This window comes from Roseateles terrae (assembly GCF_014192155.1).
GTDB lineage: Bacteria > Pseudomonadota > Gammaproteobacteria > Burkholderiales > Burkholderiaceae_C > Roseateles > Roseateles terrae.
The window spans coordinates 84,759-100,707 of sequence record NZ_JACHXO010000010.1 but is presented as its reverse complement, the minus strand read 5'-3'; the positions used below and the strand labels follow the sequence as shown (position 1 = coordinate 100,707).

5 protein-coding genes are annotated in these 15,949 nt (G+C 67.8%); 1 reads left to right on the top strand and 4 read right to left on the bottom strand.

The window, feature by feature from the left end; genetic code table 11:
* Nucleotides 1–227 precede the first annotated feature (227 nt).
* On the top strand, nucleotides 228–2,654 hold the full coding sequence (locus FHS28_RS22225; protein ID WP_088454032.1) for a membrane-bound PQQ-dependent dehydrogenase, glucose/quinate/shikimate family: 2,427 nt from the start codon (nucleotides 228–230) through the stop codon (nucleotides 2,652–2,654).
* Between the two features lie 48 nt (nucleotides 2,655–2,702).
* Here FHS28_RS22225 and FHS28_RS22220 read toward each other — a convergent pair whose 3' ends face one another.
* The 4 genes from FHS28_RS22220 to FHS28_RS22205 are packed head-to-tail and all read right to left on the bottom strand — an operon-like array spanning nucleotide 2,703 to nucleotide 15,947.
* Nucleotides 2,703–5,864, bottom strand: coding sequence for a hypothetical protein (locus FHS28_RS22220; protein ID WP_088454031.1), 3,162 nt, complete (start codon nucleotides 5,862–5,864; stop codon nucleotides 2,703–2,705).
* A gap of 7 nt (nucleotides 5,865–5,871) precedes the next feature.
* Complete coding sequence (locus FHS28_RS22215) at nucleotides 5,872–8,988, bottom strand: hypothetical protein (protein ID WP_088454030.1); 3,117 nt, start codon at nucleotides 8,986–8,988, stop codon at nucleotides 5,872–5,874.
* Between the two features lie 24 nt (nucleotides 8,989–9,012).
* Entirely contained in the window at nucleotides 9,013–12,567 is a 3,555-nt protein-coding gene (locus FHS28_RS22210) for a hypothetical protein (protein WP_088454029.1), read from the bottom strand.
* 23 nt (nucleotides 12,568–12,590) lie between these two features.
* The gene (locus FHS28_RS22205) at nucleotides 12,591–15,947 is read right to left on the bottom strand and encodes a hypothetical protein (protein ID WP_088454028.1); all 3,357 of its coding nucleotides are present in this window, start codon (nucleotides 15,945–15,947) and stop codon (nucleotides 12,591–12,593) included.
* Between the last annotated feature and the right edge of the window lie 2 nt (nucleotides 15,948–15,949).

The following is a 15,949-nucleotide window of genomic DNA, read 5'->3' as shown; positions in this document are numbered from 1 at the left end:
CATAGCCGGCCTCAGCTTCTCCCACGACTTGTCCACAGTTGGCGGGGGTAAGGTGGACGCGGCCCGGCCCACGGCCCGGGGCTGTCCACACTTCCTCCACCGTCAGCGCACGAGGTTTGCAAAGCTGTGCAAAGCCCGGTGAAAGCGGGGGACAGCCCGTCCTGAAATGGGCCAGAGGGGAATGAATATTGCCATTCGGCGGCATTGCCTTTTCTGGAAGCCACATCATGGCCGCCGTCCTGTCGCGTGTTTCTGCACCCGTCCCGTTCCTGGCCCGCCTCTTTGGCGGTGTGCTGCTGCTGCTGGGCTTTGTGCTCCTGGCGGCGGGTGGCTGGCTCGCCTCGGTCGGAGGCAGCTGGTATTACGCCCTCGCCGGCCTGAGCTTCGCCGTGATCGGCGGGCTGATGTGGGGGCGCCTGCGGGAAGCCTATTTCCTCTACGCCCTGTTCTTCCTGGCGAGCCTGATCTGGAGCCTGTGGGAAGTCGGCGTCGACTGGTGGCCGCTGGCGGCACGCCTGGACGTGCCGTGGATCATCGGCGCGCTGATGCTGGCGCTGCTGCCGCGCCTGCACCCCGCCGTGCCGGACACCGATCCGCGCCGACTGCGCTGGAGCAGCCGTCCCAGCCAGGCGCTGATGTTGGTGCTGCTCGCTTTTGTGGTGGTGGCCGTCATCTCGTGGACGCGGGACCTGCACGCCCAGGAGGGGGAGATCCCCGACACCGCCGGCGCACCGGCTGCCGCCACTGCGGCCGCCTCGGACAATGTGCCAGCGGGTGAATGGCACGCCTATGGTCGAACCAGCTTCGGCCAGCGTTATTCACCGCTGACCCAGATCACCCCCCAGAACGTCTCCAACCTCAGCATGGCCTGGGAGTTTCGCACCGGCGACATGCGCGGCCAGCCGGGAGATCCGAAGGAAACCACCTTTGAAGTGACGCCGCTGAAGATCGGTCAACGTCTCTTCCTGTGCACGCCGCACCAGTCGGTGCTGGCGCTCGATGCCACGACCGGCAAAGAGCTGTGGCGCTACGACCCGAAGGTGCAGGGCCAGCTGGCGCTTCAGCATCTGACCTGCCGCGGCCTGTCCTACCAGGCGCCGCCGGACGCGGCGGCATCGGCTCCCGCCTCGGCGGAATGCCCCGCCAAGCTGTTCATGCCGACGGCGGACGCGCGGCTCATTGCGCTCAATCCCGACACCGGCAAGGTGTGTCAGAGTTTCGGCAAGGGGGGCGCGATCGACCTGTGGGCCGGCATGCCCAATGCGCGCCCCGGGGCTTACTACTCCACCTCGCCGGTGGTCGTGACCCAGCGGCTGCTGATCGTGGGCGGCACGGTGCTGGACAACGCATCCACCAAGGAACAGTCCGGCGTCATCCGCGCCTACGACATCAGCACCGGTGCCCTGGTGTGGAACTGGGACTCCGGCAATCCGGACGTCACCACGCCGCTGTCGGCCGGTCAGAAGTACGTCCCCAATTCCCCCAACAGCTGGTCGGTCGCCAGTGCCGACGAGCAGCTGGGTCTGGTCTACCTGCCGATGGGCAACCAGCCGCCGGACCAGTGGGGCGGCAATCGCTCCGCAGCGGTGGAGCGTTATTCATCGTCCGTCGTGGCGCTGGACATCAACACCGGTCAGGTCCGCTGGGTCTTCCAGACGGTGCATCACGATCTGTGGGACTACGACGTGCCATCCCAGCCGGTGCTGGTGGAGCTGACGGTCAACGGCCAGCGGGTGCCGGCCCTGGTGCAGCCGACCAAACAGGGCGAGCTGTTCGTGCTGGACCGCCGCACCGGCGCGCCAATCCATCCGGTGCGTGAAGTGGCCGCCCCGCAAGGCGCTGCCACCGGCGACCACACCGCGCCCACCCAGCCCGTCTCGGCCATCTCCTTCGAACCTCCGAAGCTGACCGAAAAAGACATGTGGGGCGCCACCATGCTGGACCAGCTCTGGTGCCGCATCGCCTTCCATTCGCTGCGGTATGAAGGCCGCTTCACGCCGCCGAGCACCCAGGGCTCCATCATCAACCCCGGGAACTTCGGCGTCTTCAACTGGGGCAGCATTGCGGTGGATCCGGTGCGCGGCATTGCCTTCACCACGCCAGCCGTGTTGGCCTTCACCTCGCAGCTGGTGCCGCGCAAGGACGACACCACGATGCTGGTGCAGGACGAAGGCAAGCCCAGCGGCAGCCTGCCCGCGCTCAATGAGAACTACGGCGCGCCGTTTGCATCCCGCATGAAGCCCTTCACCTCGCCGCTGGGCGTGCCCTGCCAGGCGCCGCCGTGGGGCACGGTGGCTGGTGTGGACCTGAACACCGGCACCGTCGCCTGGCGACATCGCAATGGCACGGTGCGGGACCTGTCGCCAGTGCCGGTGCCGATCCGCATGGGCGTGCCGAGCCTGGGCGGTCCGCTGATGACGGCTGGTGGCGTGGCCTTCCTGTCGGGCAGCATGGACAACTACGTGCGGGCCTATGACGTGCGCAATGGCCGCCAGCTGTGGGAAGACCGTCTGCCCGCCGGGGGTCAGGCCACGCCGATGAGCTACCAGGATGCGCAAGGGCGGCAGATGCTGCTGGTGATTGCCGGTGGGCATGGCTCCACTGGCACCAAGCCGGGCGACTATGTGCGGGCGTATGTGCTGAAGCAGCCTTGACGCCGCAGCGAAGGGTTCAGACCTCGGGCCCAGGGTCTGCCACCCGGCTCACGGCGCCTCGGCGAGCGGGGTCGTGACCAGTCCCTGCGCAGACGGGGCCGGCGGTCGCAGCGACTGCCAGGCCTGCGCCAGCTGGAACCCGAGCGGGCCGTCCAGCAGGCCACCGTTGCAGGCGCGGGTGAAGGCCCGCTCGAGCGTCTCGCGCAGTGCGGGCGCGCGGCAGTGCGCGATCTCCTGCCAGACGGCACCGTCCTGCGCCGGCCGCAGCAGACGGCACCACTGTTCGGCGCTGATGTAGCCGCGCTCGGCGGCAGCCAGCGCGGTGTCCAGCACGCTCTCCACGACCTCGGTCATTTCCAGCGCCAGAGCGGTGCTCAGTGGTGTGCGGTCCGTCCGTGAGCCGCCTTCCAGCAGGTGGAGCAGGGCGTCGGCGTCCAGGTGCCCCTTCTCTGCCAGCGACAGCAGTGCCTGCAGAAACTCAGCAACGTGTTCGTGCCGCAGTTCCTGAACCGCCGTCATCAGCGCGGTCACTGGCGCGGTCGCGTGGCTGGAAGACTGCAGCAGCTGGTTCAGCTCGGGACGGGTGATGAGCTTGTGCTCCAGGGCCTGACCATACAGTGCCACCAGGGCGCTGACCGCTCCCGCCATCCAGCCTTCGGCCATGGCCCGGAACAGGGTGCCGTCCTTTGGCGCATGGCCCTGCAGGGGGCGGGCATCGAGCAGGTGGAAGGCCATCTGGAGGCCGTGGGCGTGCTCCAGCGTGGCCAGTACTCGCAGCCAGGCCTGCAGCCGCGGGCCAGCGTTCGGCAGGACGAGCAGGTGATGCAGCAGCGGTGCCTCATGCAGCTCATCGGACGAGCGGAGCAGTTCCGCCACATCCGCCGGCGAGATGAGGTTGCGGTGGCGGGCCCGGCTCACGGCCGCGGCCCAGACCGGCAGGCAGGGGTGCTCGGAATCCTGGATCACCATCTGGCAGAGCCCCCATCGCGGACCGCGGCCCCTGCAGGCGAGCAGCTCGGGCAGCCTGTCGCCCGGAATGAGCCGTGCCGCGACTGCCTCCTGCAGCTGGTGCAGGTGCTCGGCCAGCGCCGCGGGATGTCGGTTGCAGATGGCCCGCATGCCCCCCGAGTCCACATGGTCCGGCGCCGCGCTCAGCAAGGCCGCCGCAGTGGCATCGACCAGACACCCCGCCCGGTGAAGGCCTGCCACCAGGCCGTGAAACCACGTCACCACTGGCACATGGCCGCCTTCCAGTGCGCCGGTGCAGCCGCGCTGCCAATACTGTCCCCCCAGTCCGAAGAGCAGGAGATGCAGCGGCAACTGCCCTTGTCTGAACATGTCGCACAGGCGGTCCGCATACTCCCGCAGCACCTCGAGCCGACCGGCCCGCATGACCTCCTGCGGATTGACGTGGAGGGAGGAAGGCAGCACCTCGGCGGTGACCTTGCCCGCCTGGACGCCCTGCTGCAGCAGCGCCATGAGGCTGGAGACATCCATCGGCAGCCCGGTCATCATGGCTTTGCCGATCAGGCACGACCGGCCTGCGGTGAACAGGGCGCCCACCGTGCGCTGTGGCAGGTCGCGGAACGCCTCGACCAGCGTCCCGTACCAGGCGGCCTTGACGTAGTGATTGCCCTGCGCAATGGTCCGAAGCAGGATGTTCTGGCCGCCTGCCGCCAGAAACAGCGTGCCAGCGGGCAGCTGCGGCGGGTGCTTCATGACCTTCTGGAGCGCTTCCGGCATCCCCAGCCCGGTGAGCGCGGGCAGCAGCAGCTTGCGCAGCCGCTCGGGCAGCGAGGACTGGGCACTGAGCCAGCGCACCACCCCTTCATCGCCCAGTCCACGGCAGTGTGCGGTGCACTGGTCCTCGTCCGTCAGCCAGGCGCCAGGGAGCTGGATCAGGTCGTCCGGCCGCCGAGCCGCCAGCAGGGTCTCGGTGAGCATCGGGATCGGAGACAGTGCCGGATTCTGGCGCTCCCACTCCAGCGCATGACCGATCCGCACCGGGACCAGGTTCTCCGGGTCTTTCAGCTCGCGGCGTTCGTCCACCAGAAACAGTCGCATGTCCACATGCATCAGGTCCCAGTGATAGCCCTCGGAATGATCGTGCAGCAGAGAGGCCGGACTGCGGGGGGCAATCAGCTTCTGCCGGGCCAGTGTGACCAGCATGTCGTTGGCGACCAGCGCCGGGTCGTTGAGCCAGTGGGTCTGTCCCGTATCCGGGTCGCATTCAAGCAGATGATTCAGAGGCACGTCGCCAAAGGTCGCCCCCAGGCGCTCATGGACCTGGTAGAGGTCTTCCATGTACTCGGCCAGATCGGTCTTGGGGTCTTGCGCTGCGAGCGGCAATTCGCTGCGCAGCTGGATGATGTAGCGCTGCGCCAGTTCCTGGGCCAGCAGCACCGGACGCAGCTGATCCCGCAGCAGGGTCCGGCACTGCTCCACCTGACCGGGCTGGATCAGGCCCGTGCCCCCGACAAAGAGGTCACTGGCGTCCGCTCCGGGCAGGCCCAGCTCCAGCTTCAGGCGGTTGACCATGTGCACTTCCATCCTGCGGACGTGATCCTCGTGCAGGCGGGCACTGGGGGTGTAGGGCGGCACGCCGGCGGGCAGCTGGTTAACGACGCCGCGGAGCAGAGCGTCGATGCGGGCCACCAGCAGGTGATGGAATTCGCCCTGCAGGCCGCCGGGCGACGAGTCCAGCCCCAGCGCCGCGTGAACAAAGGCCGAGCCGCTGGAGCGGCAGTTGTGCAGGTCGCGCGACAGCTCATACAGCTTCATCTTGCGGCGGTGCAAGTCCAGGTCGTTCTGGCGCAGCCGCAGGCAGAAGCGGTCGAAATGCCGTTTGCCAATGCTGTAGAGCTTCGTCAGGCTGCCGGTGAAGAAGGTCTCCCCGTTGTCCTTGAGCAGGTTCCGGCGGAAGGCGGCAAAGCCGGTCCGGATGGCCTGGGCATCTTCCGGCGAGAACTGCGCGTCGGCGAAGGCTTCACACTCGGTGCAGCGGTCGAGAAACTGCTGCTGGGTGGCGGCAAATAGCGCGGAGGCCTTGAAGTCATCGAAGCTGCCCTCGTGGATCGGATCTATGCAGTGATAGGCCGTCCATTCGCTCGGCAGGTCGGGCGCAGGCAGCTGCGGCGGGGCATCAAAGGCCGCGGCGGTGTAGAGGTGAGGGACGCCCGGCAGAAAGGGTGCGGCGGAGGCTCTGAACATGGGGACTTCAGGCTGGCAGGGGCGTACGCTGCCGCCACGCATGCATCAGTTCAGCACCCGCCTCACCCTGCAGCAGACCGGCGGTGTCGGCCTCCTTGATGGCGGAATGGATGAGCGCCTGGATGCGTTCGCACCTGCAGTTCAGAATGACGGTCCAGCTGCGGCTGGCCGGCGCCGATCGCAACAGCTGGGACCACTGATCGCCGGTGATCAATTGTTGCCGGGCGGCCTTGAGCGTAGCGTCCAGCAGGTGCTCCACGCCCTCTGCCCATTTTTTGTCGATGGCAGCGCCGAGCGGTGAGCGGTCTCCCCGTCCATACCCATCGAAGAGATGGAACAACTGGTCCGCGGAAATCAGACCCTGCTGTGCCAGCAAGATGAGGCCCCTCAAATAGATCGTCACCTGACCGCTCTGAAGCTCGCCGAGGGCCGATGTCAATGCGGGCACCTCCCGCTCGCCCTTGCTCAAGCCCAGCAGCAGCAGCGCCAGATCGGACGCTTCGATCATCTGCTCCCGACGGGCCTCGCCGTAGAGCTTCATGAGCAGCCAGACGGCGGAGAGGTCGGAGGTGTCTGTCATCAGCCGAAACAGCAGGGTTTCCGGTGGTTCCAGGCTGCGTCCCCCCACCGCCTCCAGGACCGGAAAGGGGGCCGGCAAGGCCTTGGCGTGGAACAGGTCCTTGACCAGGCCGAGCCATAACCAGCTGCGGTTCTCGGAGAACCAGGTCCGCACCAGCTGACGAAGCAGCGGAAGGCCCTGCGGGTCATGGGCCGACACGAGACCGCCCACCTCCCAGGGCATCAACAGATGCCGCTCATTGGCCTCCACCACGGCGGTGCGCCACGCCTGGGTGCAGGGGTGCGGCTTTTCGCCTTTTGTCATCACGGCCAATCCGGGTTCGCCGGCGGCCCCGCGGCAGGCCAGCAGGTCCCGAAGCTCCGGCGCCGGCACGATGCCGGCGGAGACGGCCTCCAGCAGTCCGGACAGGTGGACGGCGAGCGCTTCCGCATGTTTGCCTTCGATGGCCAGCATGCCGGCGGATGGCTCTCCCCGGGGATGCGACATCAGCAACCGGGCCGCTTGGTCACGGTTGATGCTGCCGCCGTCCAGCAGCACCCGGACCTGCTCATGAAACCAGCGCACGACGTGGGGATGTCCGCCAACCATGGCGCCGCTGCAGCCTCGCTGCCAGTCGGGTCCGGCGAGCGCCTGGCAAAGGAGGCGGTTTTGAAGGTGACCGCCTTTGGCCAGCACCTGCAGACCTTCGCCGAGCGAGACCAGCCGGTCGACGTGTCCTGCCGCCATGATGTCCTGCACTGGCGACTTCAGCAGCGCCGGCAACTGGCCCGGGTGGATCTTGCGCTGATCCACCGCGAGGGCCAGCAACCGCAGCACCTGTCGAACATGGCCGCCATGGCCGTTGCGCAGGGTCTGCCCCACCAGACCCGGTGTGCCGGTGCAAAAGAGACGCAGGGCTTCGGCCTCCTTCAGCAGCGGAATCGCCGCCTGGAAGACAGCAAACCAGCGGATCGCCATGTCCCCGTCCTGTCGGTTCATCGCCTTCACCAGAACATCGCCTCCCCCGGCGAGGCGGACGCAGGCGGCGGCGTCGCAGTGCGGCGCGGGCGTGGTGACCGTCAGCAAGGCGGCCTGCAGGCCGAGGTCGGTGATCACTCGCAGCATCTGGCCTCTGAGACGGTCGCTGAGGTCGGGGTTCCGCTCCAGCCACTGCACCAGCGTGTCCTCCCCCAAGCGTCGGCAGAAGGCGGCGCACCGGCTTTCGTCCATCAGCCAGGTCCGGGGGAGGTACAGGAGGTCCTCCTTGCGACTGCTGGCCAGCACGGCGTCCACGAGCGCAGGCACGGGATTCATGGCCGGCATCTGGTCGAGCCAGCCGAGCGCATGCGAAAGCTGCACGGCCGTCTGCCTCCGCGGGCCGTCGAGCCTTTCGTACTCTTCCGTGAGGAACAGCCGCCAGTCCACCTGCATCAGTTCCCAGTAAGCGTTCCCGGTCGACCCCCTCATCAGCGAGCCGCGTGGCTGGGGCACGATCAGGCCCTGGCGCTCCAGACTGCCCAGCAGGTCGTAGGCGACCAGCGACAGATCCTGGAGCCAACCGGTGCGCTCCGTCTTGATGTCGTACTCCAGCAGATGGTCCAGTGCGACCTTGCCGAAGGTGGCTTCCATGCGCTGCTGGGCCCGGTCGATCTCGCCGGTATGCTCGCTGAGGTCCGCATCAGGGGCCCGCAGCGCCACGGGGAGCATCTCGCGGAGCTGCTCCATGTAACGACCGGCGAGTTCCCGGGCCAGGGCGGCGGGACGCAGTTGCTGGTGCAGGAGGCGGCGACTGGCCTCGATCTGAGAGGGGGTCACCAGACTGTCCGCCAAGACGAAGCGGTCATTTCGATCACCGCCGGGCAGGCCCAGCTCCAGTCGCAGCCGGTTGACCATGTGGACCTCCATGCTGTGGAGGTGCTGCAGGCGGTCTTGCGCCTGCGCAGGAGACAGCACCAGGCCCGGCGCCGGGCGGTTGATGACCTCCCGCAGCAGCGCGTCGGTGTGCATCATCAGCAGCTCATGAAACTCCCCCTGCAGGCCACCGGGTTTTCGGTCCAGGCGGCGGGCCGCTTCTTCGAAAGCAGGACCTTGGGCCCGGCAGGCGCGCAGATGAAAGGCCAATTCACGCAGCACCGTCTTGCGCTGGGGCAGGTCCAGGTCGTCCTGCGCCAGCCGCAGGCAGAAACGGTCGAAATGCAGCTTGCCCCGGCTGTACAGCTGGGGAAGCGCATCTCCGAAATGGGGCTCGCCGTTGCCGTCGGTCAGCCGTGTGCGGAAGGTGTGGAAATACTCGAGCATGACGCTGGCTTCGCGGGGCGAGAAGTGCGTGCGGGTGAAGGCTTCGCAGTCCGCGATCCGGTCCAGAAATTGCTGCAGCGCCTGACCAAAGGCCGGCGACGCCCGAAACTCCCGGAAGCTGGCGGGGCCGTCAGCATCCATCGGGTGGTAGGACACCCACGCCTTGGGCGGCACGGGCGGCGCCAGCTGCGGCGGCAGCTGGAACGACTGGTCCGTGTAGAAGTGCGCAACCTCGCTGAGGAAGGGGGAACCGGAAGCTTTGAACATGACGGCGGCGGGCGGGGCGCCACGTTATGGTGCGCGCCGCGCCGGAGCTTGGGCGGGCAGTGGGAGCGGTGGGCGAGCCGCCGGTCGGGGACGCGGCGGCAGAGGGGGCGGCAGCTCGGGGGGCTCTGCGGCCTGAGGTTCACGGCGTTGTGGCAGGGGCGGCGCCCAGGCGCCGCGACGCGGGGGGATTTGCAGCAGGTGCGGCGGCTCTGCCACCCGATGCATGGGCTGGTGCGGCGCCGGTGGTGGGGGCTGCGCCGCATCCGCCTGCTGGCGTACGGCCATGGCCGCGCGCGCCATGGCAGCGCGCCCTGCCGCGACACTGGGTCGCTCCGTCGCGTCGGAGCGAGCGCCCGGGGCGCGGGGGTCATCTTGGGGAAGCGCCTCGGCGTCCGAGAAACGCAGACGTACGGGCGGCTGGAGCGCCTCTGGCGCCAGAGGGGCCTCGGATGCCTCCGGTAGCGGCATCCGGAACTGCCGCCACAGGAGGGCGAGCTCACCACCCTGCGACCCGCCGAGGAGTCCGGCCTGCTCTGCGCGCTGCATCGCCCCGTCAAACATCCGCAGAAGGTCGTTGGAACAGCCGGAAGACAACTCGTAGATGGGTCGTCCGTCCTGGAGGGGCATCATCAGCCGGCACCACGCTTCGCCGGAGAGGCGGCCCTGCTCCGCCAGCGCCAGGGTGGTCTGCAGGAAGGCTTCCACCGCCGGCAGGTTCTTGTTGATCAGGGCCAGGGTCAGCGCCGACTCTTTTTTGGCGTTCTTCGGATCGAGCAAGGTCAACAGGGCGGTCTCATCGAGCATGGCCCCCTCGGCGAGCGCCTGGATTCCGTCCAGGTATTCGTTGAGCTCGGCGACACGTCCGCCGTGCATCGCCACGATGAGAAAAGGCGCGTTGTCGACATCGTCCATCTCGGCACGGACCAGTCGGACCAGTTCCGGGGCCGACACCAGCTGCCGGCCATGCGCACGGCCGTAGATCTCGAGAAGGGTCCGGATGGCGCCTTCCGGAAACACTCCCCGGATCGCCTCCGACAACAGGGTCTCTCCCGTCCACTGAGGCGTACGCAATCGTGATTCGAGCAGCAGCGCCACCTCACCAGGGGGCAGGGCACCGTCCGCGTGCATCAAGTGAACCAGGTAGAGCCACCGGATGCCCCCGTCTCGACGTTGATCCTGCTGCAGGATGTGATGCAGCACCGGCGTGCCTGCTCGGTCACGGGCATGCAGCAGCGCGGTCGTGTCATGCAGCGTCAGCAACGAATGCCGGTGCGCTTCCAGCACGGCGCTCATCCAGACATCCAGGCAGGGGTGACGGTCCGCGGTGCCGACCACCATGCTGGCCAGCCCGGGGTAGCCCTGGTCGTCCTGGCACCTGAGCACATCGCGCAGCCTGTCTCTGGGGACCAGTCCCATGAGGACGCTGTTCTGAATCTCTTTGAGATGGGCCGCCAGCGCGGCGGAGTGCCCGGCCTCGATCGCCTCCCAGCCGCAGGACTTCCTGCCTGCGGGCGCGCCCATGACCATGCACCGGGCCATGTCGGTGGTCAGGTGCGCATGTGAGTGCTGAAGGCGCACCGTCGCGTGGAATGCCTGGACCAAGGCTGCGTGACCGGCCTGCAGGGCGCCGCGGCAGCCATCCCCGAAGTTTGGGCCTTCCAGCAGCAGGCGAAGGTGGGGCGGGTCAATCCACCGCTCGCTGGCCATTTGGTCCAGCGTGTCTGCATACGCGATGAAGGCGTCGGTACGTCCTTCCTTCATCAGTTGCTGGATGGGTGCACGCAGCGCGGCGTACAGACCGCTGTCCGAGAGGATCTCGCCCTCCCGCGCGGTCAACGTCATGAGCAGGAGCTGTTTCAGCACGGGCATCGGCGCGGCTCTCATCGCCCGTGTGATCAATGAAGTGGAGCGCTCGGAACCATACAGTTCCCTGAGCTCGTCCGCTCGAGCGGCGGGCAGGTAGTCATCGATTTTCTGGGCCCAGAAGCGGAGGACCTCCGCGGCCGGTTGACTGGCGAGCAACTGGCGCAGCAAGCCGAATCCGCCGGCCCACTCGATCCACTCTCGCGGCGTGGCCTCACCATCGGACGCCATCAGCGCGGGCAGGGACTGATGCAGATTGAGCTGGGTCATGGCGGAGGTCAGCAGCTTCTTCTGATCCGCGGGCAGCGGGCTTGCTGCTCCGATCCAGCGTTTCATCCCCTCGTCTCCGAGGGCACGGCAGTGCTGCAGGCATTGCGCCTCGTCCTCCAGCCAGTGGGCAGGGAGCCTCGCGAGGTTCTCCGGGCGGCCGCCGGACAGCAGCGTGTCCGTCAGCGCATGCAGGGGGAGCAGCCGCGGCAGGCGGTGCAGCAGGGCCAGGGCGTGATGGATCTGCACGGGCATCTCTACCGGCTCGGCCGCGGGCTCATCCCTTTCGCTCGCCAGGAAGAGCCGCCAGTCCAGATGCAGCAGATCCCAGTGATGCGGAGGGGTGTAGTGGCTGAGCGCCTTGCCAAGCGCCTGGCGCACCACCAGGTCCTTCTCTTCCAGCGACTTCAGCAGGTCGGTCGCGAGCAGGCTGACATCGTTCTGCCAGAAGGTCTGGCCGCTGGCCTCGTCCAGATGCAGCAGGTGGTTGAGCGGCACATGTCCAAAAGTGGCGCCCATCTGGGCGTTCGCATCACTGATCTTGCTCATGCTGTCGGTGAGCTCCGCCGTGGGGGATCGGGCCTCCGGCGGGAGCAGTTCCCGCAGCTGTTGCAGGTAGCTCTCTGCAAGGTCCCTGGCCAGCTCCGCCGGATGCAGTTCTCCACGCAGCAGGTCTTGCGCGTAGTGGATGAGCCCCGGCGTCACGACGTTGTCGCAGGTGTACCGGTCGTCCCGCTCGGCGCCGGGCAGGTCCAGCTCCATTCTCAGCCGGTTGACGGCATGGACTTCCATGCCGAGCAGGTACTCCTCGCGTCGCTTCAGGGCCACGGTGGACAGTGGCTCGCCGCCCGGGCCACGCCTGACCACCTCCTGGAGCAGCGCATCGATACGTCGCAACAGCAGGGCGTGGAACTCGCCGTGGAGGCCGCCCGGCTTGCCGCTCAGGGTCTTGGAGGCCGTCCTGAAGGCGGCGCCGCTGGACCGGCACAGCGGCAGATCGGCCGCGAGCTCACGCAGCGCGGTCTTGCGGCGATGCAGGTCGATGTCCTCCTGCGTCAGGCGCAGGCAGAAGTGGTCGAAGTGACGCTTGCCGGAGCCATACAGCTTCGGGAGCGAGGCGTTGAAGAAGGTGGCGCCGTCATTCAGGAGCAGGTGGCTGCGGAAGGTGTCGAGCCCACTTCGAATCTTCGCCGCATCCTTGGCCGGAAAGTGTTGGCTGGCGAACTGCTCACAGGCCGCAATGCGCTCCAGGAACTGGTCCTGGGTGGTTTTGAACGCCGGGCTGGCCTTGAAGGCCTCGAAGCCCGGGGGGCCGTTCGGTTCCACCGTGTTGTAGGACACCCAGTCGTCCGGCGGCGTGGGCGCTGCCAGCTGGGGCGGCGCCTGGAACGAGGTCGCGGTGTAGAGGTGAGGAATGGTCGGCAGCAGAGGGGCGGAAGGCTGGAACATGGGTCAAGGACGAAAGCCGGTATTCAAGCCTGAGTGGGCCCTTGCGGTGGCGTGGTTGGGGGCCCGTTTTCATCATCCATGTCTGCATCGACTGCATGGATCCTCAGCGGAGCCATGGCTTCGAGGGTCTCCATGGAGGGGCGCAGGAGGCGCCAGCGTTGCAGGACCTCCGCGCCCCGGGGGCCGGTCAGCAGGCCCCGGCTGCTGGCGAGGTCCAATGCGTGGACGAACGCCAGCAGGATCTCCGGATTCGGCCTTGCCCGCCCAGGGAGCGGCCGAAGCCGGTCCAGGGCGCCCGATCCATCCGCGGAGCCTGCGCCACCGTCCCTCACGGCAGGCCCCGCGCGCCCACCGACCGCACCACCGACCACACCACCGACCACACGTGCAGCGCGCCCGCCGGTCTGCTGCGTCGCCAGCAGTGTCAGGCACCAGTCCTCGCCCGTGATCTGCTGTTGCTGTGCTGCCTCCAGCGACTCGTGCAGCAAGGCCACCACAGCCTGTGGATGATCTGCGTCAACGGCCCATGCCAGGGCTGACTGCCCGCCGTCGGAGCGTCCGTCCAGCAGGCGCCATCGCGCCGGCGCGTCGATGGCCCCGTGATGAAACAGCCAGCGCAGCTCCGTCAGATACTCCTTGAGTCGAATCGTCTGCTGAAATCCGACGGCGCTCCACAGCGCGGACCGCTGCGGATCACCGGCCCTGCCGGCTTTGAGAAGCTGTTCCAGCGCCGTGTTGGACACCATCTGCAGCGCGTTGGCACGACCGTACAGCGAGAACATGAAGCTGACCGCCGCGGTCAGGTTCCAGGTGGTCATCGCCGCATGCAGGACCGACTCCTGTTGACCCAGTTGCCTGGGGCCGCGCCCCTCCAGCAGCTCCACCACGTCGGCTTGCTCCAGCCGGTTCAGGTCCTGGAAGCACTTCACCGTCTCCAGCCACTCGATCGCCCGGACATAGTCGCCGGCGTGCCGAATGAGGTCGCGCAGAAACGGGGTGCCAGCGCCGTCCGGCGCGGTCAGCAGTCCGCGCAGCGCGGTGCGGGACAGCTGATGCTCCTGGCAGGCGTGCCCCACCGCCGCGCGCCAGGGGCCCAGGCACGGATGCGTTCGGTGCTCGCCGAGCATCAGTCCCAGGGCTGACTGTCCGTCGCCGGCCCGGCAGGCCAGCAGCCGGGGCAGCCAGGCGGCGGGGAGAAGGCCGGTCCTGACGTCGTCCAGCAACGCCTTCAGATGCACCGCCAGGGAGCGGGGACGATAGGCCCGCACCGCCTTCATTGCCGCGGAGTCTTCCCCCGGCGCGCCTTCACCTGCGGAGATGGCACGGGCATCTTCCCGACTGAGCAGATGCCCGCGGAACAGCTCGGCCACCCACCGGTGCAGCCATCTCACCACCTGCGTCTGCCCGGCGACCATCGCACCGCCGCAGCCGGCGCCGCGCACCGGACCTTCCAGCAGGCGCCGCAGGTCATGGCTGCTCAGCCAGCAGGACATCGCCATCTGCTTCAGGGACGCGCCATAGGCCGTCAGGGGGGTGATCAAACCCCGGGCCATGGCATGCTGGATCGGCACCTCCACCATCCGGATCAAGGCCGCGTTGTCGATCCTGTCCGCCCGGCGGACCTCGACCAGCAGGCCGAGCAGGGGTTTGAGCAGGACGTCGCTGTCGCTCAGCATGGCCTGTGTCACCAGCGAAGGCTGGCCGGGGACCAGGAAGGCCTGCTCAATGTCCGCGCCCGACAGCTCGCCGCGGGCGGCGTCGAGCACCGAACACCAGAGGCTCTGGCAGCGCGCGTCACCCTGGCGCATCGATCGGTGCAACACGTCCAGTCCGCCTGCCAGGGTCATCCAGGTGCGCGGCGAGAAGCGTTCGATCGGTGTCAGCACCTGGCCGAGGACCACGCCCATGCCGAGTTCGGTCAGCACCGGCAGCAGCCGTCTCAGCACCGGCTCGGCGAGGCCGTGAGCAGCGTGCTGCGACAACCACTCGATCGAGCGAGCACTGCCCAGGGTCTGCAATTGCACCCGCATCTGGTCCTGCGTCGACAGCCATTGCGGGGGAATCTCCATCAGCCGGATCGGTGGCTCGCTCCGCAGAACCGCATCGACCAGCGGACCCACGGTGCTGCTGCTCGGCGGACTCGACGCCATCAGGCTCCGCAGGTGTCGCAACTGGACGGGGACCGGCACAGGCTCGGTGGCCGGGGGCCATCGTTCGTGGACGAAAAAGAGCTGCCAATCGACGTGCAACAGTTCCCACTTCCAGTGGTCCTCCTCGCCGTGCATCAGCGCCGTCGGTGCGGGCCTCACCACCAGACCGAGCTGCTCCAGCGCAGTGAGCACGTCCAGGGCGACCAGCGCCACGTCGCTCTGCCAACGGGTCTGTCCCGTTGCTTCGTCCTCGGTCAGCAGGTGCTGCAGCGCCACCGGACCGAAGGTGGCATTGAGCCGGGTATGGGCCGGGCGGATCAGCTCGGTGACATCGCTGAGATCGGCGTCCGGATCGCGCAAGGGTTCCGGCAGGGCTTCCCGCAGACGCGCCACATACCGCTCCGCCAGATCTCGCGCCAGCACCGTCGGGCGCAGGTGCTGCTTCAGGAAGGCCTTGCAGCGCGGCGTCTGGTCGGGCATATGGATATGGGTGCCGAAGGAGAAGTGGTCCAACGAATTGCCGCCGGGCAGTCCCAGTTCCAGCTTCAGCCGGTTCACCATGTGCACCTCCATCTGTTCGCGCCAGGCCTGTCGTTTGAACACAGACTCGGGCGAGAGGTCGCTGCCCGGCGGGTCCTGATTGACGAACTCGACGAGCAGGGCCTCCATGCGTGTCAGCAGGGCGTCGTGAAACTCGCTGTGAAGACCGCCCTGGGCCCGATCGAGCATCAGGTAGGCGGTGAGGAAGGCCGGTCCGGTCGAGCCGCAGAAGTGCAGCTGCTGGGCCAGTTCGCGCAATGCCGTCTTGCGCTGGTCCAGGTCGAGGTCGTCCTGGGCGAGCCGCAGGCAGAAGCCGTCGAAGTGGCGCTTGCCGTATCCATACAGGTTGGGCAGACCCTGGGCGAAGAAGGCGTCGCCGTCTTCATGGATGAGGTTGCGTCGGAAGGCCTGGAAGCCGTCCAGCATCTGGGCGGCTTCGCGCGCGCTGAAGTGGGCGTGGGTGAAGGTCTCGCAGTTCGCCAAGCGGTCGAGGATCTGGTCGCGGGTGCATTTGAACAGCGGTGACCCGCGGAACTCATCGAAGCTGCTCGGTCCGTCCTTCGGCGGGAAGGAGATCCAGTCCGCAGGCGGGTCCGGTGGTGGCCGGGTGACCGGCGGCGGGTCAAAGGCGGACGGCGGAAAGAGATCCGGAACGTCGCGGAGAAAAGGCGTGACGGAGGAGGGAGACATGG

Excerpts from the sequence above, each read along its gene's own strand:
- FHS28_RS22215 (WP_088454030.1), bottom strand. The coding sequence starts at position 8,988 with ATGTTCAAAGCTTCCGGTTCCCCCTTCCTCAGCGAGGTTGCGCACTTC.
- FHS28_RS22225 (WP_088454032.1), top strand. The coding sequence starts at position 228 with ATGGCCGCCGTCCTGTCGCGTGTTTCTGCACCCGTCCCGTTCCTGGCC.
- FHS28_RS22220 (WP_088454031.1), bottom strand. The coding sequence starts at position 5,864 with ATGTTCAGAGCCTCCGCCGCACCCTTTCTGCCGGGCGTCCCTCACCTC.
- FHS28_RS22210 (WP_088454029.1), bottom strand. The coding sequence starts at position 12,567 with ATGTTCCAGCCTTCCGCCCCTCTGCTGCCGACCATTCCTCACCTCTAC.
- FHS28_RS22205 (WP_088454028.1), bottom strand. The coding sequence starts at position 15,947 with ATGTCTCCCTCCTCCGTCACGCCTTTTCTCCGCGACGTTCCGGATCTC.